The sequence below is a fragment of the Streptomyces sp. NPDC055506 genome, assembly GCF_053643595.1.
The window spans coordinates 37550-59230 of record NZ_JBSHKH010000035.1; the positions used below are offsets into that span (position 1 = coordinate 37550).

The window sequence follows — 21681 nt, forward strand, 5'->3', positions numbered from 1 at the left end:
GCTCCCCGCTGTCCACGGGCACGATCACGGTTCCGCTTCCGTCCTCCGTACACGTGAAGGAGTTCCGTCCGTGCCCTCAGCACTCTTCCCCGACCTGTCCACCCCCGGCACATGGGTGATCGGCACCCGGTATGCCGACGGCCCCGACCGGCAGCGGGCCGTCGTAGAGGAGGAGTCGGCCTTACTGGAGCCACCGCCGGCCGGCCTCGCCGCCGTCAGCTGGTTCCTGAGCTCGGACGGGGAGACCGTGCTGACGCTCGCGCGGTGGGACGACGACGCCGTGGTTCCGTCCGTCGGCCCGCCCCGCTATCGCCTCTACCGCAGCCTGGCCGAGGAGCGGGAGACCCGCGTCCCGGGCTGTCTGATCACCGCCGCGTTCGACGTCGACGGGCCCGAGCGGCAGCGGTCGTTCACCGACGCGGTGATCGCGGCCCAGCCCCGGGAGGGCGGCCATCCCGGGGCGATCTCGGCCCACTTCCTGCACAGCGTCGACGGCAGCCGGGTGCTGCTGTACACGGAGTGGACCAGCGCCGAGGCCCACCAGGAGGCGGCCGAGGCCGGTGATCACGACCAGGGGCACGCGCTGTTCTCGGGGACACCCGGGGTGCGGCTCACACACGGCGGGCGGTTCCGGCTCCATCGCGACCTGCGGTGACTCAGTGCGCCGGTCGCCCGTCATCGACCGGGAAGCCGCCCACCGTGAATCCGATCACCGTCCCGCCCCCCTCCCGGCGGACCGCGAACGGCGCTCCCCCGTGCGCGAGGGCCACCTCGCGCACGATGGACAGGCCGAGGCCCGAGCCCGGCAGGGAGCGGGCGTCTGCGGCGCGGTAGAAGCGGTCGAAGACACGGGCGAGGTCGCGGTCGGTGATGCCGGGGCCCCGGTCCAGGACCTCGACCCGGATCGTGCCGGGCCGGGCGGGCCCGGAGACGACGATCTCGATGGGTGTCGTGCCGCGCTGGTCGAACTTCACCGCGTTCTCGACGAGGTTGGACAGCGCCCGGGTCAGCATCCCGGGCCGTCCGTCGGTCGTGGTGTCGCCGCTCGCGCGGAGCGTGATCTCCCGGCCGCTGCGGCGCCGGGCCAGGCCCGCCACCTCCTCCGCGAGGCCGGCGACGTCCACCCGCCGGGGCGGCTCGGTGTCGGACTGCCCGGCCGCGAGGTCGACGAGTTCGTTGACCAGGTCGGTCAGCTCGCGGGCCTCCTGGCCGAGGTCGGCGACCAGTTCCTCCCGGGTCCCGGGCGGCAGTTCGTCGATCCGGCGGAGCATCGAGATGTTCGTCCGCAGCGAGGTCAGCGGCGTCCGCAGCTCATGGCCCGCGTCCTGGACGAGGCGCCGCTGGTCCTCCTCGGACTGGGCGAGCCGCCCCAGCATGCGGTCGAAGGCCCGGCCCAGCCGTCCCACCTCGTCATGACCGGCGACCGGCACCTGGATGCCGAGACGGCGGGTCCGGGCGACGTCCTCGGCGGCGTCGGTCAGGACGACCAGGCGCCGTGTGATGCGCCGGGCGAGCCACCAGCCGAACAGTCCGGCGGCGATCACGACGGCCGCCATCAGCAGCAGCGTCCGCCGCTGCAGCGCCCGCAGCAGGTCCTCGACGTCGCTGAACTCCTGCGCGACCTGCACCGCGCCCCGCCCGCCGCCGAGGGAGACGGTCGCGACGCGGTACACGTCGTTGCCCACGTCGACGTCCTTGTGCTCGACCACCCGCCCGGACAGGGACGCGGCGGCGATCCGCACATCGGCCCCGGTCACCGGCAGTCCCGGACTGCCCGCGTCGACGACATGGCCGTCCGGGCCGAGCACCTGCACATCGGTGCGGGCGGGCCGCACGAGGTCGTGGCCGGGCGCGGCGGAGGAGAAGTCCTCCGGCGTCATCCGGTTCTCCCGCACCTCGTCCCGCAGGTCCTGCACGACCTCGTCGAACACCGTCTGCTGGTCCACCCGCACCAGCCGGGCGGCCGCGCTGTAGGACAGGATGCCTACCAGGATCGTCACGGCCGCGGTCACCGCCGCGAACGACACCGCGAACGTCGTGCGCAGCGAGACCAGCTTCGGCCGCCGCCCGCTCAGCATCCGGCGGAGGCGGCCCACTCAGTCCTCCCGCAGCACGTAACCCACGCCCCGCACCGTGTGGATCAGCTGCGGCCCGTCCGGATCGTCGAGCTTGCGGCGCAGATAGCCGACGTAGACGGCGAGATTCTTCGAGCCGGGGCCGAAGTCGTAGCCCCAGATACGGTCGTAGATCGTCGAGTGGTCGAGGACGATGCCGGTGTTGCGGACCAGCAGCTCCAGCAGCTCGAACTCGGTGCGGGTCAGCTCCAGCTCGCGCGCGCCCCGCCAGGCCCGGCGCGCCTGCGGGTCCATGCGGATGCCGGCGGCCTCGATGAACCGCTCGGGGAGCTGCCGCCTGGGCGCCTCGGGCACGGGCGCGGCACCGGCGGGCGCGGCACCGGCGGTTCCGCCCCCGGCCGGTGCGCCGCCGAGGGGGTCGCCCACCCCCACCGGGCTGGTGCGGCGCAGCAGCGCGCGCAGCCGGGCGAAGACCTCCTCCACGTCGAAGGGCTTCACCACATAGTCGTCGGCGCCCGCGTCCAGCCCGGCGATCCGGTCGGCGGTCTCCACGAGGGCCGTCAGCATCAGGACCGGCGTCCGGTCGCCCTCGGCGCGCAGCACCCGGCACACCTGGAGCCCGTCGATGCCGGGCATCATCACGTCCAGGACGAGGACGTCCGGGCGGTTGCGGTGGGCCTGCGCCAGTGCCTCGACACCGTCGGCGACCGCCATGACCTGGTAGCCCTCCAGGGTCAGGGCGCGCTCCAGGGCGTTGCGGATGGCGCGGTCGTCTTCGGCGAGCAGCACGGTGTGGGGCACGCGTCCAGTGTGCCTGGCGACCGGCTCCCCGGGACCGGATGCGCTGCGCCGGAGCGTCCTTCTTACTCCCCTCTCACCAGGGCGCACACAACCACCGGCCGGGGCGCCCGCCGTCCCCTCACGCCCGGGCCCGGGCGAGCCGGGCCGCGTGCGTCGGCGCGTCGGGCACGTCCGCCGGGCGGTCCACGGCGAACTCCTTGCGCAGCACCGGTACGACCTCCTCGCCCAGCAGGTCGATCTGCTCCAGCACGGTCTTCAGCGGCAGCCCGGCGTGATCGACCAGGAACAGCTGGCGCTGGTAGTCGCCCGCGTACTCCCGGAAGGCCAGGGTCTTCTCGATGACCTGCTGCGGGGTGCCGACGGTCAGCGGCGTCTGCTCCGTGAAGTCCTCCAGCGACGGCCCGTGCCCGTAGACGGGGGCGACGTCGAAGTAGGGCCGGAACTCGCGCACGGCGTCCTGCGAGTTCCGCCGCATGAAGACATGCCCGCCGAGCCCGACGATCGCCTGCTCGGGCGTGCCGTGCCCGTAGTGGGCGTACCGGGCCCGGTACAGCTCGACCATGCGCTTGGTGTGGTCGGCCGGCCAGAAAATGTTGTTGTGGAAGAAGCCGTCGCCGTAGAACGCGGCCTGCTCGGCGATCTCCGGCGAGCGGATCGACCCGTGCCAGACGAACGGCGGTACGCCGTCCAGCGGCCGGGGCGTCGCCGTGAAGCCCTGCAGGGGCGTACGGAACTTCCCCTCCCAGTCGACGCCCTCCTCGCGCCACAGGCGGTGCAGCAGGGCGTAGTTCTCGACGGCGAGCGGGATGCCCTGCCGGATGTCCTGCCCGAACCAGGGGTACACCGGCGCGGTGTTCCCGCGGCCCAGCATCAGATCCACCCGGCCGTCGGCCAGGTGCTGGAGCATCGCGAAGTCCTCGGCGATCTTCACCGGGTCGCTGGTGGTGATGAGGGTGGTGGCCGTGGAGAGGACCAGCCGCTCGGTGCGGGCGGCGATGTAGCCGAGCATCGTGGTCGGGGAGGAGGGCACGAAGGGCGGGTTGTGGTGCTCGCCGGTCGCGAAGACGTCGAGCCCGGCCTCCTCGGCCTTGAGCGCGATGGCGACCATGGCCTTGATCCGCTCGCGCTCGGTCGGTGTCCGGCCCGTGGTCGGGTCGGGCGTGACGTCGCCGACACTGAAGATCCCGAACTGCATGGTCGCTCACCCTCCAGATTGTTTACCCTTCAACCGTACCTGGGAGAACGACAGCGGGCGCGGGGGCATTCCAGCGGGGGTCCCGGCCGGTCCGCCCGAGCAGCCGCTCCCAGGCCGACGCGCCCTCCGCCACCGGCACCGGCTCCCCGAACACCCCCATCTTCCGGGCCGTCGGCGCCAGCTCGTCCACCGCGCCGGACAGCTCCGCCACGACCGCCTCGTCGGCACCCGGGTACTCCTGGCCCGTCGCCCGCGCCAGGTCCCACACGTGCACCGTCAGATCGAGCAGCGCCATCGAGCCGACCAGCCGCGCCGGCATGTTCATCCCGCCCGTGGTGCCCTCCTCGGCACCCGGCGCCGACCAGGCCGCCACCAGCCGCTCCGACTCCTCGGCGAGCCGCTCACGCCACCCGTGGCTCCCGGCGACCGGGTCGGGCTTGTCACCGAAGTCCGCCGCCTCCTTCGCGGCCAGCCGCTGGAACTGCACGATCACCTGGAAGAGGTGATCGACCAGCGCCCGCACGTCGTACTCGGCACAGGGCGTGGGCGCGGCGAGCGCCGAGTCGGGAATGCCCCGCACCACCGGCACCGCCCGCTCCCGCGCCATGCCCAGCAGCTCACCGATGCCGTACGTCCTCACAGGGTTCGTGTCCATGCTCCGACGGTAGGGACGGCCACGACCGCCCATCTTGAAGAAACGCGACGTACGATCCGGCCATGGAGGCACCCCGCCACGACACCCGCGGGATCGTCGACCCGTCCGGGCTGCTGAACCGCGTGCGATTCCGCCGCCACGAGCCCGCCGAGCCGCTGCGCCGGTACGTCGAGTGGTACTGGCTCATCGACTGGGACCTCCCCGCGCCCTACGCCTCCCACGTCGTCCCGCATCCGTCCGTCAACCTCACGTTCCAGTGGGACCAGGACGACGGACCCCCCTACGGCGAGGTCACCGGCGTCGCGCTCGGCCTCTACACCAGGAAGCTGACCGGACGGGCCGGGTCTGCGGGGCGAAGTTCCGCCCCGGCGGCTTCCGGCCATACACCCCCGGGACGCCGGTCTCCCGCTGGACGGGCCGCGCGCTGCCCGCCCAGGAGGTGTTCCCGCAGGTCACCGCCGACACCGCCCGCACGGTCGTCACCCCCGCCGACGACCGCGCCCGGGTCGCCGCCCTCGACGGCTTCCTGATCTCCCTGCCCTGCGCCCCGGACCCGCAGGCGGACCTCGCGATCGACCTCGTCGCACGCATCCGCGCGGACCGCACCGTGCGCCGCGTCGGCGACTTCGCCGAGGCGCGTGGCCTGTCGGTACGGGCGCTGCAACGGCTCTTCGCGACCCGGGTCGGCGTCAGCCCCAAGTGGGTCATCCTCCGCTACCGCATCCACGAGGCCCTGGAACAGGCCGGCCACCGCAGCGACGTCGACTGGGCCGGCCTCGCCGCCGACCTCGGCTACGCCGACCAGGCCCATCTCGTACGGGACTTCACGACGACGGTGGGGGTGCCACCCACGGCCTACGCGGCGGAGGCCCGGGCCGGGCGATAGCGCCTGCCGGACCAGCCACCCACCGGCTCCGCCGGCCACGCCCCGTCGGCCCTCACCCCGACCACACCGGTCCGCCCCGGCGTCGAAGGCGGGCTCGGCCCGCGGAGCGAAGCCGGCGTACCGGCGCGCCCCGGACGGAGGCAGCCGCGCGCCGCCCCGGGAGCCGTCCCGCCCGGGCGCGGAGCGCCCGGGCGGGGGCATGCGAAGCTGACCGTCATGTTCGTGCTCCGCTCCGCCGCCCTCTTCGTCGTCGCCGCCCTGTTCGAGATCGGCGGCGCGTGGCTGGTCTGGCAGGGCGTGCGCGAGAACCGGGGCTGGCTGTGGGCGGCCGGCGGCGTCCTCGCGCTCGGCGCGTACGGCTTTGTCGCGACGTTCCAGCCCGACGCCCACTTCGGCCGCGTGCTCGCCGCGTACGGCGGGATCTTCGTCGCCGGTTCGATCCTCTGGGGCGTGGTCGCGGACGGCTACCGCCCGGACCGCTGGGACATCGCGGGCGCGCTGGTCTGCCTCGCGGGCATGGCGGTCATCATGTACGCCCCGCGAGGTGACTGACCGGCCCCTTCGGCCCGGCTCAGAACGGCTCGTCGGGCGGCAGCAACCCCAACTGCCCCAGGAAATCCATCTCGTCGAAGTACAGGCGGTAGTCGACGATCCGCCCGTCCCGCACGGTGGCGATGTCCACCCCGCGGATCCTGATCTCCTTCTGCGTCGGCGGGAGCGTCTCACCGTTGGGCAGCTCCAGCGGCCCGGTGTTGCGCCCGCTGAAGATCCCCTCGTCGATGGCCGTGTCGCCGACCTCGTAGGAGTGCAACGGCTGGAACGTCGCCTCGGGGACCGCCTCCGTCATCGTCCGCCAGTACTCGACGATGCTGTCGCGCCCGCGCAGCTCACCCTCGTCAGGGGTGAAGGCGACCGCGTCCTCGGCGTACAGCTCGCCGATGACCTTCAGATCGGCGTGTGTGGTGACCGCGTCCGTGAGCCGGTCCATGACCTCACGTGCCTCGCCCATGATCCACCTCCAGGAAGCCCAGAAAGCCGGGGGACCACCCGCCCTCATTCTCCCACCGAGGGCCCCGCCTATCCTGGCCGGAAGCCCTGAGGGCCTTGCCGGCCCCCGCACACCGCACCCACGCCCGAGGAGCTCCCATGGCCACCGCCGCCCCGTCCGCAGCCTCCCGCATCGCCGTCGTCACCGGTGCGAGCAGCGGAATCGGCGCCGCCACGGCCCGGCAGCTCGCCGCGGCGGGCTACCGCGTCGTCCTCACCGCGCGCCGCAAGGACCGCATCGAGGCACTGGCGGAGGAGATCAACAAGGCGGGCCACCAGGCCACGGCCTACGCCCTCGACGTCACCGACCGCGCGGCGGTCGACGAGTTCGCCACGGCCTTCAAGACGATCGGCGTCCTGGTCAACAACGCGGGCGGCGCGCTCGGCGCCGACCCGGTCGCGACCGGGGACCCGGCCGACTGGCGCCAGATGTACGAGACGAACGTCATCGGCACGCTCAACCTCACCCAGGCCCTGCTGCCGAAGCTGGACGCGAGCGGCGACGGCACGGTCGTGGTCGTCTCCTCCACCGCGGGCCACGGCACCTACGAGGGCGGCGCGGGCTACGTCGCCGCCAAGCACGGCGCCCACGTCCTCGCCGAGACCCTCCGCCTGGAGATCGTCGGCCGGCCGGTCCGCGTCATCGAGATCGCCCCCGGCATGGTCAAGACGGACGAGTTCGCCCTGACCCGCTTCGGCGGCGACACGGAAAAGGCGGAGAAGGTCTACCAGGGCGTCGCGGAGCCCCTCACCGCCGACGACGTCGCCGACACCATCACCTGGGCCATCACTCGCCCCAGCCACGTCAACGTAGACCTCCTGGTCCTCCGCCCCCGCGCCCAGGCCTCGAACACGAAGGTGCACCGGGAGTCCTGAGCCGGCCGGTCAGCCCTTGACGCAGACGACCTGCTTCAGCTTCGCCACGACCTCCACCAGGTCCCGCTGCTGGTCGATGACCTGCTCGATGGGCTTGTAGGCGCCCGGGATCTCGTCCACGACACCGGAGTCCTTGCGGCACTCCACGCCCCGGGTCTGCTCCTCCAGGTCCTTCGTCGAGAACCGGCGCTTGGCCGCGTTGCGGCTCATGCGCCGGCCCGCGCCGTGCGAGGCCGAGTTGAAGGACTTGTCGTTGCCGAGGCCCTTCACGATGTACGAACCCGTGCCCATGGAGCCGGGGATGATCCCGTACTCGCCGGAGCCGGCCCGGATCGCGCCCTTGCGGGTCACGAGCAGGTCCATCCCGTCGTAGCGCTCCTCGGCCACGTAGTTGTGGTGCGCGCTGATCTCCGGCTCGAAGACCGGCTTGGCCTTCTTGAACTCCTTGCGGACGACGTCCTTCAGGAGCGCCATCATGATCGAGCGGTTGTACTTCGCGTACTCCTGCGCCCAGAACAGGTCGTTGCGGTACGCCGCCATCTGCGGGGTGTCCGCCACGAAGACGGCGAGGTCGCGGTCGACCAGGCCCTGGTTGTGCGGGAGCTTCTGAGCGATGCCGATGTGGTGCTCGGCCAGTTCCTTGCCGATGTTCCGGGAACCGGAGTGCAGCATCAGCCAGACAGATCCGGTTGTATCCGTGCAGATTTCGACAAAGTGGTTTCCGCTGCCGAGCGTTCCCATCTGCTTGGTTGCACGTTCCTGACGGAACTTGACCGCCTCGGCGACCCCGTCGAACCGCCCCCAGAAGTCGTCCCACCCGGCCGTACCGAACCCGTGCAGCCGCCCCGGGTCGACGGCGTCGGCATGCATCCCCCGCCCCACCGGAATCACCTGCTCGACGCGCGACCGCAGCCGCGACAGATCCCCGGGCAGGTCGTTCGCCGTCAGGGACGTCTTCACCGCCGACATCCCGCAGCCGATGTCGACCCCCACCGCCGCCGGGCACACCGCGCCCTGCATCGCGATGACCGAGCCGACCGTCGCGCCCTTGCCGTAGTGCACGTCGGGCATGACGGCCAGGCCCTTGATCCACGGCAGCGTGGCGACGTTCCGGAGCTGCTGGAGCGCGCCCTCCTCGACCGAGGCGGGGTCGGCCCACATCCGGATCGGTACTTTCGCACCAGGTACCTCTACATACGACATAGCGTCCTCAATCCCCCGTAAGCAAGCAGAACTCTTCAAGAGCAAATACCGGAGCCAAGGTCTACGAAAGGGAATCCGGACCGGCGTTCACGGCAGTGCGTGCGATACACATTGTGTTCATCGGCTGCCCCGCGACGGCAAGCCAATATCCGCCCCGAGAGGAGCCCCCACGTGCAACGGAAGGCGTACGCACCCGCTATCGCCGCGCTCCTCGCGGCCCTGCTGGCCGGCTGCACCGGCAGCTCGGGCGACGGCGGCCCGACGGACGACTCCAACCCCGGTGACACCGGCACGGCTTCGCCCGCCGCCGAGCCGGGCCGCTACCGCACGCTCCCCGAGCCCTGCACCGCGGTCGGCCAGAGCACGCTCGACGAACTCCTGCCCGGCATCCGGCAGATCACCGACGGCGAGCAGCGCGAGAAGGCCTACGAGGGCGAGCCGACAGCCACATTCGACACCGACCGCAAGGTCGGCTGCCAGTGGAAGGTCGACGGCCGGCAGGCCACCGACCATCTGCACATCGACTTCGAACGGGTCGTCTCCTACGACAACGCCGTCAGCGACGACAGCCAGGCCGAGCAGCTCTTCGCGGAGCGGGAGGCCGCGGCGCACCTCCCCGAGCCGACGGCCACCGAGTCGGCCGCCACGGAGTCCCCCGCCGCGGGCAGCACCCCGGCGGGCGGCTCCTCCGCCGCCCCGAGCGGCTCCCCCGGCTCGGCCTCCTCCCCCTCCGGCGCCTCGTCGCCCCCGGCATCCGCCTCCGCCACCCCGACCGAACTCCAGCCCCGCGTGCTGGAGGATTTCGGCGACGAGGCCTTCATCGACGACGAGCTGAGCAGCTCCGGTTCGACGGCCAAGCAGCGGACGGTGACTGTGGCGTTCCGCACGTCCAATGTCATCGTGACCATCGAGTACGCCGAACAGCCCGCCACCGTCGGCGTCGTCCCGGACAGCAAGGAATTGCAGGACAGGGCCCAGAAACTGGCCTCCCAGCTGGCCGATTCGCTGAGCGACTGAGGCCCCTTCACGCCCCCTTCACGCACACCCGCAAAGCGCGCGAAGGAAGACCACACCTCCGCCGCACCGCGTACGGTGACCACTCGGCCCCGTTCCGACCGCAGGGAACCACGAGCGTCATGAGTGAAGGAACCATGCAGCGACGAGCACAGCGAGACCAGCAGGATCAGCGAGCGAAGCGACTCAACCGCGTCCTTGTCTGCGCGACCGCCGTCCCCGTGATGCTGGTCGCCGCCGGCTGCTCCTCGGACTCCGGCTCCGGCGACAGCACGGACAAGGCAGCGAACGCGGCGGCCTCGGCGTCCGCGAGCCCGTCGCCGACCGTCGAGCCGGCGGCGTACGACAAGCTTCCGGAGTCCTGCAAGGCACTGTCGAAGAAGACGCTGAAGGAGCTCGTCCCGGAGAGCAAGTCCGGCAAGGAGGGCAAGTCGGACGACATCTCCACGCGCGGCAGCTGCTCCTGGAACAGCCTCGACAACAACGGCGTGAAGGGCTCGCAGTTCCGCTGGCTGAACGTGTCGATGCTGCGCTTCGAGTCGGACACCACCCGCGGCTCGGGCGACAAGCTGGCCCAGCAGTACTACGAGAAGCAGGTCCAGGACGCCCAGGCCGCCGAGGGTGCCAAGGGCGTCAAGTCGGAGCCGGTGCCCGGCACGGGTGACCAGGCGACGGCCGTGCGCTACGACCTGAAGAAGAAGGAAGGCACCTTCAAGCAGCAGACGATCGTGGCACGCGTCGAGAACGTCGTCGTCACGCTCGACTACAACGGCGCCGGCCTGGCCGGCGACAAGTCCCCGAGCGCCGACGAGATGGCGAAGGACGCGAAGAAGGCCGCCAAGGAGGCCGTGGCCGCGGTGTCCGAGGCGAACGGCGCGGGCGGCGGCAAGGCGAGCGGTGAGCCGTCCAAGCCGGCGTCGAAGTCCCCGTCCAAGGAGCCCTCGAAGGCGCCGTCGAAGGCGCCGTCGAAGGACTCCTCCGCGTCGCCCTCGAAGAAGAGCTGAACACCACCGACCGGAACCGGCCACCCGTCCTCCGCACACATGTGTCACCCTGTTCCGCGCAACAGCACGCAAGGGGAGGGGAAGACGGGTGGCCGCGCCACAACTGACCAGGACGCACCGCGTACTCATCGGCGTGGTCGTGGCCGGCGCTGTGATCATCGCCGGTATCGGCTTCGCCGGTTCGTACGCGGCGGTCCGCGAGTTGGCCCTGAAGAAGGGCTTCGGGAACTTCTCCTACGTCTTCCCGATCGGCATCGACGCGGGCATCTGCGTCCTGCTGGCCCTGGACCTGCTCCTCACCTGGATCAGGATCCCCTTCCCCCTGCTGCGCCAGACGGCCTGGCTCCTGACAGCGGCGACGATCGCCTTCAACGGCGCGGCCGCCTGGCCGGATCCGCTCGGCGTCGGCATGCACGCGGTGATCCCGATCCTGTTCGTGGTCGCGGTCGAGGCGGCCCGCCACGCGATCGGCCGGATCGCCGACATCACGGCCGACAAGCACATGGAGGGCGTCCGCCTCACCCGCTGGCTGCTCTCCCCCGTGCCCACGTTCCTCCTCTGGCGCCGCATGAAGCTCTGGGAGCTCCGCTCCTACGACCAGGTCATCAAGCTGGAGCAGGAACGTCTCGTCTACCAGGCGCGGCTGCGCTCCCGCTACGGCCGAAGCTGGCGCCGCAAGGCCCCCGTGGAGTCCCTCATGCCCCTGAGGCTGGCGCGCTACGGCGTCCCGCTGGCGGAGACGGCCCCGGCGGGCCTGGCGGCGGCCGGGATCGAACCGGCCTTGATCCCCCCGCCCCCGCAGCTCGACACAAGCTCAGCTGCGGGCAATCGTGCCGCTGGGGCGGCACGGGTGGGCGCAGCGGCACCTCAAAGCGAGCAGCGCCTGGAGCTCGACAGCAGCCCCCACGCCGAGTACGTGGACGACGTACCCGAACCAGACCAGAGCCCGTGGTTCAACACCCAACGCGAGGTCGAATACCAGGGCAGCTACGACCCGACGTACGACGCCGAGCAGTACGAGCCCCCGTACGAGCCTCCGTACGAGCCCCCGTACGAGCCCCCGGTCGAACAGGCACCCGCCCCGGAGGACACCGGCAGCTTCCCCATCCCGGTAGGCCCCAACCGCACCCGCGAACTCGGCGACGGCGGCGGCCCTCCGGACCCGACCGAGGAGGACTACTACCGGGCCTTCCGCGAGTCGACGAAGGGCGGCAACGGAGCCCCCACCCCCCGTGGGTTCATCGCCGACATCGAGGCGACCTACGGCATCACCCTGGAAGAGGCGGAATCCAAGCGCATGGTGAACCGCTTCTCCAACCGCCTCAACGCGGAGATGACGGACGAGCACATCGCATGAGAAAAGGGGCCCTGAGAACAGGGCCCCTTCCTCACACCGGCGACTACTCCCCGAGCAGCGCCCGGACCCGCTCCTGCCCCACCGCAAGCAGCAGCGTGGGCAGCCGCGGCCCGGTGTCACGCCCGACCAGCAGGTGGTACAGCAGCGCGAAGAAGGACCGCTGAGCCGTCTTGATCTCCGGCGGCAGTTCCTTCGGCGTCGCGTCGGCGGAGAACCCGGCCTGCACCTTCGGCACGCCGTAGACGAGATGTGTCAGCCCGTCCAGCGACCAGTGCTCGGCGAGCCCGTCGAGCAGCAGCCGCAGCGACTGCCGGGAGGCCTCGTCGAGCGACTTGAGCAGCTCGCCGTCGGGTTCGTCCCGCACGATCGTCCGCTGGTCGGCGGGCACGTGCGTGTTGATCCAGGCCTCGGCCTTGTCGTACCGCGGCCGCGCCTCGTCGAGCGAGGTCAGCGGCTGCTCCGGGTCCAGTTCGCTGAGGATGCGCAGCGCCTGGTCCTCGTGCCCGGCGGTGATGTCCGCGACGGACGCCAGCGTCCGGTACGGCAACGGCCGGACCGTCCGCGGCAGCTCACCGGCGGCCGTACGCACCGCACGCGAGTGCGCGGCGGCGTCGGCCGGCAGGACGCTGCCGTCGGCGACCTTGGCGTCCAGCCGGTCCCACTCGTCGTAGAGCCGCTGGATCTCCTGGTCGAAGGCGACCTTGAAGGACTGGTTGGGCCTGCGCCGCGCGTACAGCCAGCGCAGCAGCTGGGGTTCCATGATCTTCAGGGCGTCCGCCGGGGTCGGCACACCACCGCGCGAGGACGACATCTTCGCCATGCCGCTGATGCCCACGAAGGCGTACATCGGCCCGATGGGCTGCTTCCCGCCGAAGATCCCGACGATCTGCCCGCCGACCTGGAACGACGACCCGGGCGACGAATGATCGACACCACTCGGCTCGAAGACGACGCCCTCGTACGCCCACCGCATCGGCCAGTCGACCTTCCAGACCAGCTTGCCGCGGTTGAACTCGTTCAGCCGGACCGTCTCCGAGAAGCCGCACGCGGTGCAGGCGTAGGTCAGCTCGGTGGAGTCGTCGTCGTAGGAGGTGACGGTGGTGAGGTCCTTCTCGCAGTTGCCGCAGTACGGCTTGTACGGGAAGTAGCCGGCGGCGGTGGAGCTGCCGTCGTCCTCACCGGCCGCGCCGGAGCCCTCGGCGGCCTCCAGCTCGGCCTCGTCGACCGGCTTCTGCCCCTGCTTCTTGGCCGGGGCCTTCTTCGTCCGGTACTGGCCGAGGATCGCGTCGATGTCGCCGCGGTGCTTGATGGCGTGCAGGATCTGCTCGCGGTACACGCCGGAGGTGTACTGCTCGGTCTGGCTGATCCCGTCGAACTCCACGCCCAGCTCGGCCAGCGACTCGATCATCGCGGCCTTGAAGTGCTCGGCCCAGTTCGGGTACGACGACCCCTTGGGCGCCGGGACGGAGGTCAGCGGCTTGCCGATGTGCTCGGCCCACGACTTGTCGACACCGGCGATACCCTCCGGGACCTTGCGGTACCGGTCGTAGTCGTCCCAGGAGATCAGGTGCCGCACCCGGTGGCCCCGGCGGCGGATCTCGTCGGCGACGAGGTGCGGGGTCATGACCTCGCGCAGGTTCCCGAGGTGGATGGGGCCGGACGGTGAGAGCCCGGACGCGACGACGACGGGTTTGCCCGGGGCCCGACGCTCCGACTCCTCGATGACCTCATCCGCGAAACGGGAGACCCAGTCGGTGGTCTCGGTGCTCTGAGCCACGATCGGCACGTCCTTCTTTCTCCAGGGCAGCCGTACGGTCAACGGCCGGTGCCCATTCTCCCAGACGGCACAGCGCCCGGGAAAACCGCTTTACCCCCCGTGGGATACTGAGCGTGTCTATCGATTCCCACGAGGAGAACGGCATCCATCCCATGACCTCGGTCACGTCGCTCACCGATCAAGTCCAGCAGCGTCTCGCGAACGCCCTGTCGGCCACCCGGCCGGAGGCCGACGCCGACCCGCTGCTGCGACGTAGCGACCGGGCCGACTTCCAGGCCAACGGGATCCTGGCCCTCGCCAAGAAGGCCAAGTCGAACCCCCGGGAACTGGCGACGGAGGTCGTAGGGAACATCGTCACCGGTGACGTGATCAAGGACGTCGAGGTCTCCGGCCCCGGCTTCCTCAACATCACGATCGCCGACCGGGCGATCACCGAGAACCTCGCCGCGCGCCACGCGGACGGCGAGCGGCTCGGCGTGCCGCCGAAGGAGAACCCGGGCATCACGGTCGTCGACTACGCCCAGCCGAACGTGGCGAAGGAGATGCACGTCGGCCACCTGCGGTCGGCGGTCATCGGCGACGCTCTGCGCGGCATGCTCGACTTCACCGGCGAGAAGACGATCGGCCGGCACCACATCGGCGACTGGGGCACCCAGTTCGGCATGCTCATCCAGTACCTGTTCGAGCACCCCGGCGAGCTGGCCCCCGCGGCCGACGTCGACGGCGAGCAGGCGATGAGCAACCTGAACCGGGTGTACAAGGCGTCGCGTGCGCTCTTCGACGCGGACGAGGAGTTCAAGGAGCGGGCCCGCAAACGGGTCGTCGCCCTGCAGTCCGGTGACAAGGAGACGCTCGAGCTGTGGCAGCAGTTCGTGGACGAGTCGAAGGTCTACTTCTACTCGGTCTTCGAGAAGCTGGACATGGAGATCCGTGACGAGGAGATCGTCGGCGAGTCCGCGTACAACGAGGGCATGCCCGAGACCGCGCGCCTCCTGGAGGAGATGGGCGTAGCGGTGCGCTCCGAGGGCGCGCTCGTCGTCTTCTTCGACGAGATCCGCGGCAAGGACGACCAGCCGGTCCCGCTGATCGTGCAGAAGGCCGACGGCGGCTTCGGCTACGCGGCCTCCGACCTGACGGCGATCCGCAACCGGGTCCAGGACCTGAAGGCCACGTCCCTGCTCTACGTCGTGGACGTCCGTCAGTCGCTGCACTTCAAGATGGTCTTCGAGACGGCTCGCCGGGCAGGCTGGCTGAGCGACGGTGTCACCGCGCACAACATGGGCTACGGCACAGTGCTCGGCGCGGACGGCAAGCCGTTCAAGACGCGTGAGGGCGAGACCGTACGCCTTGAGGACCTGCTGGACGAGGCGGTGCAGCGGGCCGCCGAGGTCGTGCGGGAGAAGGCGCGGGACCTCACCGAGGACGAGATCCAGGAGCGGGCCGCGCAGGTCGGTATCGGCGCGGTGAAGTACGCGGACCTGTCGACGTCGCCGAACCGGGACTACAAGTTCGACCTGGACCAGATGGTGTCGCTGAACGGCGACACGTCCGTCTACCTCCAGTACGCGTACGCCCGGATCCAGTCGATCCTGCGCAAGGCGGGCGGGGCGTTGCCGGCCGCGCACCCGGAGCTGGAGCTGCACGCGGCGGAGCGGGCGCTGGGTCTGCACCTGGACGCGTTCGGCGACACGGTCTTCGAGGCGGCCGCGGAGTACGCCCCGCACAAGCTGGCCGCGTATCTGTACCAGCTGGCTTCGCTGTTCACGTCGTTCTACGACAAGTGCCCGGTGCTGAAGGCCGAGACGCCGGAGCAGGTGGAGAACCGCCTGTTCCTGTGCGACGTGACGGCCCGCACCCTCCACCAGGGCATGGCCCTGCTGGGCATCCGGACGCCCGAGCGGCTCTGAGCCCGGCCCCTGACGGCAGGCCGAGGGCGGCACTCCCCCGTTGAGTGCCGCCCTCGGGGTCATGGAAACCCGCCGGTCAGCGGCAGTTGACCCACGTGTTGGACTTCATGTAGCGGCTCGTGCCGCCGGTCTCCTTGTACCCCCTCGGGACAACCCCGCTGGACCCGCCGTGGTTCTTCTCCGAGAACCACTTGAAGTCGCAGGACGCGCCGTGGTTGTACCAGGACTTGAAGCTCTGGAACACGGCGAACTGGGTCAGGTCGTTGTTGGTCCCGGCGACCTTCTGCATGCGCCCGGTGTAGTTCTGCCCGGCCCACACGCAGAACCAGCCCGACGGACAGTCCGACGCCGCCTGCGGCGAGGCATCCGCCGCACCGGCCGCACCCGCGTTGCCGGCCAGCAGACCACCGGTCAGCGCGATTCCCCCGACCATGACGGCGAGCTTCCTGGTCATACGCATCTTGCTTGCCCCCTTCGTGGTGGGCCGACCACACCGGCCGGCTCGACAACGAGACTGCGGGCCGGGGACAGGGATCCACCACAGTCGCCCCGGAAGTGACGTACTCACGGGACGTCCCACGCCCTGACCTGCCCGGACATCAACCGCCGGGACGGTACGGCGGGACGCTCGCGGCGGGCGGTGGCCGAATCGGTAGGGGGCGGCAGGGGGATCGGAACCGATGTATGGGGCACCGCGTGGATGCTGATGCAGAATGCGGCGGTAACGGGACCGCTGACCACGGTCCGCGAACGCGAGTGGGGGGAACATGTCGCGTTGGAAAGGGCTGCCCGAAGAACTGGACCCACGGGTACGGCAGTTGGTGGTGCGATTACGCCGGGCCAAGGACCACAGCGGACTGAGCCTGCGCCGGCTCGCGGCGAAGACGGGCTACAGCGCGTCGTCGTGGGAGCGCTACCTCGCCGGCCGGTCGCTCCCGCCGAGGGAGGCCGTCGAGACGATAGCCCGGCTCGGCGGTGACGATCCGACCCGGCTGCTCGCGCTGCACGAGGTCGCCGCCGAGGCCTGGGGCACGGTCGCCGAGCACCGCGGAGCACCGGCCGGGCCCGGCACCGGCACACCCCGCCCGCACGGCCGGGCGCTGCGCATCACCCTCATCGCCGGGTCGGTGGCCCTGGTGCTGGCCGTCGCCGCCACGGTCCTACTGGCCGTACGGCTCACGGACGGCGAGGGCAAGGCGGCCACGACTCCCCTCACCGCGTCCGCGGCCACACGGGCACCGGGGTCGCCGAAGCAGCCGGAACGTGAGCGCCCCGCCTACACCTGCCGGGCGGAGCGGATCGACGGCCGCTGGTACGCGGGCAACAGCCGTACCCATAAGGCCATCCTGGCGAAGGGCCACGCCGGACCGGAGGTGGCCGAGGCGCAGTGCCTGCTGCGTGACGCGGGCCTCTCGCCGGGAGCCGTGGACGGCATCTTCGGCCCGCACACACAACGCGCGGTCAAGGACCTGCAGAAGCGTTCCGGCCTGGTCGTGGACGGCATCATCGGCCCGCACACCTGGAAGGCCCTACGGGAATGACGCGGCCCCCGCAGCACAGGCTGCCGCCGGAACGCGCCCGACTGGCCGCCGCGCTGAGGGACTTGAGAACGGGCACGGGCCTGAGCCTGGCGGCCCTCTCGACGAAGACCACCTTCAGCAAGTCGTCCTGGGAGCGCTATCTCAACGGCAAGTCGCTGCCGCCCAGCCGGGCGGTGCGGGAGCTGTGCGGCCTCGCCGGTGAGCCGGAGGGCCGCTGCCTGGCGCTGTGGGAGCTCGCGGAGTCGGAGTGGAGCGGCCGGGCGGCGGCGCGGCCCACCGACGCGCCCGTGCCTGCGGACTCCCCGGACACGGACGCCCACGGGCATCCCGCCGGCGGCAGGAGCACGGTCATGGCGATCCTCGCCTCGGTCTGCGCGATAGCGGCCGGCGGCCTCTCGGTCGCCCTGGTCCTCCTCGCGGGCCACACCGGCGACGGCCGCCCCTCCGCACCGCCTTCCTCGGCCCCTGCACCCCGCTGCCGGGGAGCCACCTGCGAGGGCCAGGACCCGATGCCCATGAAATGCGGCACGCACCCCCGCACCCTCGCCTCGCACCGCACGGCCACCGGGGCCCACCTCGAACTGCGCTACAGCGCCGAGTGCGGGGCGGGCTGGGCGAGGATGTGGAGCACCCGCATCGGCGACCGCCTGGAAATGGACACGGCCGGCGAAGGCACCGGCCGCCCGCAGAGCGCGGAGATCACGGACGGCATCGCCGCCCAGTCCTACGTCTACACACCCATGACCGAGGCAAGACGCGGCGCGACCGTCCGGGCCTGCTTCCGCCCGACGACGGGAGGCAGCCGAGAATGCGTCGAGGCCCGCGTCTGACAGGTCACCGTCCGTCCTTCGCCATCCCCGGTCTCAGCGCTGAGCCGTACTGTTCGCGCCGTCCAGTGCCTCCCGGATGATGTCCGCGTGGCCGGCGTGCTGAGCCGTCTCCCGGATCAGATGCAGCAGGATCCGCCGCGCCGACCAGTACTCGGGCTCCGGCGGCGACCAGGGAGTCACCGGCAGGGGCACGCTGTGGTCCAGATCCGGCAGCCCGGCCAGGGCCTCGTCGGTCGCCCGCGCGGCCGCGGTGTACGCCTCCAGCAGCCCGTCGAGCGTGTCGTCCTCGGCCATCCGGTACTGCCCCATGTCGAGCATGCCGTCCGGCAGTTCACCGTCGCCGTCGACCATGATCCGCGTCCACGCCTCCTCCCCTTGAGCGAGATGCTTCACGATCCCGCCCAGGGTCAGCTCACTCACGGTGGTGCGCCGGGCGGCCCGTGCGTCGTCGAGTCCGCGCACGGTGATCAGCAGCAACTTCCGCTGCTCGGCGAGCGCGTACGAAAGGTCGGTCTTCTCCGAGGAACCGGTCATGGAAGGACCGTACGGAGCGATTAGGTCAGCCGGTGTCCGCTGATGTCTCCTTGTCAGTGGTCGGTTTTACAGTCGCACCATGGCGACACTTCCGAACCCGCTCCCGACGCTGGCGGCAGACCCGAGCGGCCGCGCGCTCGGGCTTGAACTCCCCGCCGGGGCCCTGCTCGACACCACCGACGAGGGCCCCTGGCACGAGCCGTTGCTGTGGTGCGCGCGGGAGCGGGCCGTGCCGGGTGGCTGGACGGCGCTGGAGCCGACGCGGCGGGTCGGGCTGCTGCCGGTCGTGCTCGACGCAGGCGATGGGCATGGCGGGCCGGACAGCTGGGAGCTGATGCCCGGCGAGGTGTCCTACCCGGGGGATCACGACGCCGAGGAGGTGCTGGCGGAGTACTGGGAGGAGTGCGCGCCGGAGGGCGACGCATGGCCCGGACCGGCCGCGCCGGCCGCTCGGGTCCCGGACCCGGACGCGGTCGCCACGGACATCGCGGACTCGCTGCTCACGCACGGCGGTCCGCTGAAGGACCCCCGCCTCGCCCTGGTCCCGGCCCGCCGCAGCGCCGACATCCCGACGGCGATCGGCTGGACGGGCCCGGCGAACCACGAGGGCGACACGGCCCGCGTCAGCGCGGTGCTGCGCTCCTGGGAGGACCGCTTCGGCATACGGGTCGTGGCGCTCGGCTTCGCTCATCTGCTGGTGTCGGTCGCCGCCCCGCCCACCACCCTCGCGGAGGCGGAAGCCGTCGCCGCCGAGCACTTCGCGTTCTGCCCGGACAGCATCCGGCAGAGCACCGCCCCCACCCTGCGGGCCTACGCAGAGCGCCAGGTCAGGGATCAGCCGACCTGGCACTTCTGGTGGGACTGAACCACCCGGGGACGCTCATGGCTCAGCCCTTGGCCCCGATCCCCGCGTACACGTTGATGTCCGCGTCCGTGACGTCGTCGATATCGCGGTAGCGGACCTTCTCGATGTCGTCGAGGCCCGCGAGGAAGGACTCCTCCGGCTGCTCGGGGACGGGGGCCGCGTGGTCGGGCCGCCAGCGGTGCGCCGGGGCGACTCCCGGCTCGGCGATCTCCAGGGAGTTCTCCGTGAAGAACCGCTCGACCTCCGCCCGGGACCGCAGCACGAAGGTGAACCCCCGCTCGGTGTACGTCCGCTGGACCGCGCGGATGTTCTCGGGGTTGAGGTCCTCGGTGAGATGGCTGAGCACCAGCCGGCTGCCGACGGGCAGCGCGTCGATCAGCCGGCGCACCAGCGGATACGCCTCCCCGTCCTCGACGAAGTGCAGGACCGCGACCAGGCACAGTGCGACCGGCCGGTCGAAGTCCAGTGTCTTGGCGGCCTGTTCGAGGATGTGGGCCGGGTCCCGCAGATCGGCGTCGATGTAGTCCGTACGCCCCTCGGGCCCACTGGTCAGCAGGGCCCGCGCATGCGCGAGCACGACCGGGTCGTTGTCGACGTACACGACTCCACTGAGAACCCGCCATATCGGCCCGTCAGCCGGTCACTCGGTGGTCCCCTCCTCGACCCACTTGTCACCGCCCAGCGGGAACTCGTACGCCGGACGCCCGTTGTTCCCGCTCGTACGGAAGGGCCGGCCCTCGTCGTCCACCGTCAGCGTGCCTTTCCGGCTGCCGCTGGACCAGCTCAGCTCCAGGTACCAGCTGACGTCGTAGGCGGAGGCGTCGGCCCGGATGTAGTAGACCTCCGGGTCGGACTGGCTCACCGAGAACGGGAAGTCGTCATGGCCCGCCTCGGCGACGACGGAGGGACGCGCGGCGTCGAGGGCGACCGTGAAGAAGCGCGTCGGGACACCACCGCCGCAGCCGACGCCCGGATAGCCCATGGCGTAGTCGTTCCAGGCGAGCGGCGTCCGCTTGCCTGCCATACGGACCGTCAGCCCGTCGACGACCACCGTCTCCTTGCCCGTGCCCTGCACGGTGAGCTTCAGAAACTGCTGCCCCGACGGAACGGCCCCAGTCGCCGCCACCCAGGCGGGCGCGTCCTGCTCCAGCGGCGGCGGCCCGACCTGCCCCGGTGGACGGTTCACCAAGTAGCGCTGGGAACAGGGGTCTTCCCAGGCATGCGCGGTGGTGTTCACGGTGAGGGGGACGGAGCCGGCGGCGGGGGCGCCGGTACGACCGGGACGGCCGCTGCCACCGCCGCCGGCGGGGGCGCCTGAGTCAGGGGTCGCGGAGGCGGAGCCGTTCCCCCCGCCCTTGCTCTTGTCGTTGCCCCTGCCCTTGGCCTTGTCCTTGCCGGTACCGGCGGAGGAACTGCCCGAGGGAGACACCGAGGCAACCGCACCGCCGTCCGGCGTCCGGCCGCCGTCGGACACCGCGGCCGCACCCCGACGCCCGTCGTCGTCGGCCCCGCCGGAGGGCACGGCCACGGCGAGCCCGACCCCGCCCAGCACGACGGCAACGGCGATACCGGCGAGAAGCGCGGGACGAGGCCGCCGTGACCGGGGCTTCTCCGTGGGCACCACCTCCGAAGCCGGCCCGTCCGCAACCGAGGTCGACCCGTCCGCAACCGAAGCCGACGCGTCAACAACCGAAGTCGGCCCGTCAGCAATCGGGGCCGCTGCCGGGGCCACAGGCTCCTCGGCTGAGCCCCCACCCCCCTTGCGCCCCCGCCCCGCATCCGCCAGCACCCACCGCCGATGCAGCTCGACGAGCTCCTCGGGCGACGCCTTGCACAGCCGGGCGAGCCTCTCCACCGGCGCGTAGTCGGCGGGCACGGCATCCCCGTTGCAGTACCGGTGCAGCGTCGACGTACTCATGTGGAGCCGCTTGGCGAGCACCCCGTAGCTCAGCCCGGAACGCTCCTTCAACTCCCCCAGCAGCGCGGCGAACTCCGCCGCGGCAGTGCCTTCCGACACCCTTCCTCCATCCCCCACTGTCCCGTGCACCCGTTCCAGGGCAGGGACGTTTCCCCAGGTCAAGGCGTGTACGGGCGTTCCAGCGTCCCTGATGCTC

The 21681-nt window shown here is 71.4% G+C and carries 20 protein-coding genes and 2 pseudogenes; 11 read left to right on the top strand and 11 right to left on the bottom strand.

The window, feature by feature from the left end:
- The first annotated feature begins 70 nt into the window (after positions 1-70).
- Positions 71-655: an antibiotic biosynthesis monooxygenase gene (locus ACWIF2_RS16095; RefSeq protein ID WP_454360975.1), complete on the top strand. Its 585-nt coding sequence runs from the start codon at positions 71-73 to the stop codon at positions 653-655.
- 1 nt (position 656) lies between these two features.
- On the opposite strand, the gene ACWIF2_RS16100 is transcribed toward ACWIF2_RS16095, so the two are convergent.
- From ACWIF2_RS16100 to ACWIF2_RS16115, 4 genes are all read right to left on the bottom strand, one after another.
- Complete coding sequence (locus ACWIF2_RS16100) at positions 657-2078, bottom strand: ATP-binding protein (RefSeq protein ID WP_454361025.1); 1422 nt, start codon at positions 2076-2078, stop codon at positions 657-659.
- A gap of 18 nt (positions 2079-2096) precedes the next feature.
- On the bottom strand, positions 2097-2876 hold the full coding sequence (locus ACWIF2_RS16105) for a response regulator transcription factor (RefSeq protein ID WP_454360977.1): 780 nt from the start codon (positions 2874-2876) through the stop codon (positions 2097-2099).
- Positions 2877-2994: 118 nt separating this feature from the next.
- Complete coding sequence (locus ACWIF2_RS16110) at positions 2995-4071, bottom strand: LLM class flavin-dependent oxidoreductase (RefSeq protein ID WP_454360979.1); 1077 nt, start codon at positions 4069-4071, stop codon at positions 2995-2997.
- 22 nt (positions 4072-4093) lie between these two features.
- Positions 4094-4726, bottom strand: coding sequence for a TIGR03086 family metal-binding protein (locus tag ACWIF2_RS16115; protein WP_454360981.1), 633 nt, complete (start codon positions 4724-4726; stop codon positions 4094-4096).
- 62 nt (positions 4727-4788) lie between these two features.
- On the opposite strand from ACWIF2_RS16115, the pseudogene ACWIF2_RS16120 reads away from it, so the two are divergent.
- Positions 4789-5612, top strand: a pseudogene (locus ACWIF2_RS16120) (AraC family transcriptional regulator).
- Between the two features lie 216 nt (positions 5613-5828).
- Positions 5829-6164: a YnfA family protein gene (locus ACWIF2_RS16125; protein WP_391103067.1), complete on the top strand. Its 336-nt coding sequence runs from the start codon at positions 5829-5831 to the stop codon at positions 6162-6164.
- Between the two features lie 19 nt (positions 6165-6183).
- Here ACWIF2_RS16125 and ACWIF2_RS16130 read toward each other — a convergent pair whose 3' ends face one another.
- Positions 6184-6621 carry an ester cyclase gene (locus ACWIF2_RS16130; RefSeq protein WP_454360983.1) on the bottom strand — a complete coding sequence of 146 codons (438 nt, stop codon included), beginning with the start codon at positions 6619-6621 and terminating at the stop codon, positions 6184-6186.
- A 137-nt stretch (positions 6622-6758) separates the two neighbouring features.
- On the opposite strand from ACWIF2_RS16130, the gene ACWIF2_RS16135 reads away from it, so the two are divergent.
- Complete coding sequence (locus tag ACWIF2_RS16135) at positions 6759-7535, top strand: SDR family NAD(P)-dependent oxidoreductase (protein ID WP_454360985.1); 777 nt, start codon at positions 6759-6761, stop codon at positions 7533-7535.
- 9 nt (positions 7536-7544) lie between these two features.
- Here the strand turns inward: ACWIF2_RS16135 and ACWIF2_RS16140 are convergent, their stop codons facing one another.
- A complete protein-coding gene (locus tag ACWIF2_RS16140; RefSeq protein ID WP_454360987.1) occupies positions 7545-8738 on the bottom strand; it encodes an RtcB family protein in 1194 nt (397 codons plus the stop codon).
- Positions 8739-8909: 171 nt separating this feature from the next.
- Here ACWIF2_RS16140 and ACWIF2_RS16145 point away from each other — a divergent pair, with 171 nt between their 5' ends.
- The 3 genes from ACWIF2_RS16145 to ACWIF2_RS16155 all read left to right on the top strand — a co-directional run bounded on the left by ACWIF2_RS16145 (position 8910) and on the right by ACWIF2_RS16155 (position 12113).
- Positions 8910-9755: a DUF3558 domain-containing protein gene (locus tag ACWIF2_RS16145; RefSeq protein ID WP_454360989.1), complete on the top strand. Its 846-nt coding sequence runs from the start codon at positions 8910-8912 to the stop codon at positions 9753-9755.
- A 119-nt stretch (positions 9756-9874) separates the two neighbouring features.
- Positions 9875-10756, top strand: coding sequence for a DUF3558 family protein (locus tag ACWIF2_RS16150; RefSeq protein ID WP_454360990.1), 882 nt, complete (start codon positions 9875-9877; stop codon positions 10754-10756).
- 88 nt (positions 10757-10844) lie between these two features.
- On the top strand, positions 10845-12113 hold the full coding sequence (locus tag ACWIF2_RS16155) for a DUF2637 domain-containing protein (RefSeq protein ID WP_454360992.1): 1269 nt from the start codon (positions 10845-10847) through the stop codon (positions 12111-12113).
- Between the two features lie 43 nt (positions 12114-12156).
- On the opposite strand, the gene lysS is transcribed toward ACWIF2_RS16155, so the two are convergent.
- Positions 12157-13899, bottom strand: a complete 1743-nt coding sequence (lysS, locus tag ACWIF2_RS16160; RefSeq protein WP_454360993.1) for a lysine--tRNA ligase — start codon at positions 13897-13899, stop codon at positions 12157-12159.
- Between the two features lie 143 nt (positions 13900-14042).
- Here lysS and argS point away from each other — a divergent pair, with 143 nt between their 5' ends.
- The gene (argS, locus tag ACWIF2_RS16165; protein WP_454361027.1) at positions 14043-15797 is read left to right on the top strand and encodes an arginine--tRNA ligase; all 1755 of its coding nucleotides are present in this window, start codon (positions 14043-14045) and stop codon (positions 15795-15797) included.
- Positions 15798-15873: 76 nt separating this feature from the next.
- Here the strand turns inward: argS and ACWIF2_RS16170 are convergent, their stop codons facing one another.
- On the bottom strand, positions 15874-16257 hold the full coding sequence (locus tag ACWIF2_RS16170) for a peptidase inhibitor family I36 protein (RefSeq protein WP_454360995.1): 384 nt from the start codon (positions 16255-16257) through the stop codon (positions 15874-15876).
- 307 nt (positions 16258-16564) lie between these two features.
- Between ACWIF2_RS16170 and ACWIF2_RS16175 the strand changes: the two genes are divergently transcribed.
- Both ACWIF2_RS16175 and ACWIF2_RS16180 read left to right on the top strand, forming a co-directional pair.
- The gene (locus tag ACWIF2_RS16175; protein ID WP_454360997.1) at positions 16565-17338 is read left to right on the top strand and encodes a peptidoglycan-binding protein; all 774 of its coding nucleotides are present in this window, start codon (positions 16565-16567) and stop codon (positions 17336-17338) included.
- Entirely contained in the window at positions 17335-18168 is an 834-nt protein-coding gene (locus tag ACWIF2_RS16180) for a DUF2690 domain-containing protein (RefSeq protein ID WP_454360998.1), read from the top strand. Before ACWIF2_RS16175 ends, ACWIF2_RS16180 begins: the two co-directional genes overlap by 4 nt.
- Positions 18169-18201: 33 nt before the next feature.
- On the opposite strand, the gene ACWIF2_RS16185 is transcribed toward ACWIF2_RS16180, so the two are convergent.
- Positions 18202-18702, bottom strand: a complete 501-nt coding sequence (locus ACWIF2_RS16185) for a DinB family protein (RefSeq protein ID WP_454361000.1) — start codon at positions 18700-18702, stop codon at positions 18202-18204.
- A 79-nt stretch (positions 18703-18781) separates the two neighbouring features.
- On the opposite strand from ACWIF2_RS16185, the gene ACWIF2_RS16190 reads away from it, so the two are divergent.
- On the top strand, positions 18782-19567 hold the full coding sequence (locus tag ACWIF2_RS16190) for a DUF4253 domain-containing protein (RefSeq protein WP_454361002.1): 786 nt from the start codon (positions 18782-18784) through the stop codon (positions 19565-19567).
- A 22-nt stretch (positions 19568-19589) separates the two neighbouring features.
- Here ACWIF2_RS16190 and ACWIF2_RS16195 read toward each other — a convergent pair.
- Positions 19590-20177, bottom strand: a pseudogene (locus tag ACWIF2_RS16195) (SAM-dependent methyltransferase); the annotation flags it as partial.
- Positions 20178-20207: 30 nt separating this feature from the next.
- The gene (locus tag ACWIF2_RS16200; RefSeq protein ID WP_454361004.1) at positions 20208-21584 is read right to left on the bottom strand and encodes a helix-turn-helix domain-containing protein; all 1377 of its coding nucleotides are present in this window, start codon (positions 21582-21584) and stop codon (positions 20208-20210) included.
- Positions 21585-21681 lie beyond the last annotated feature (97 nt).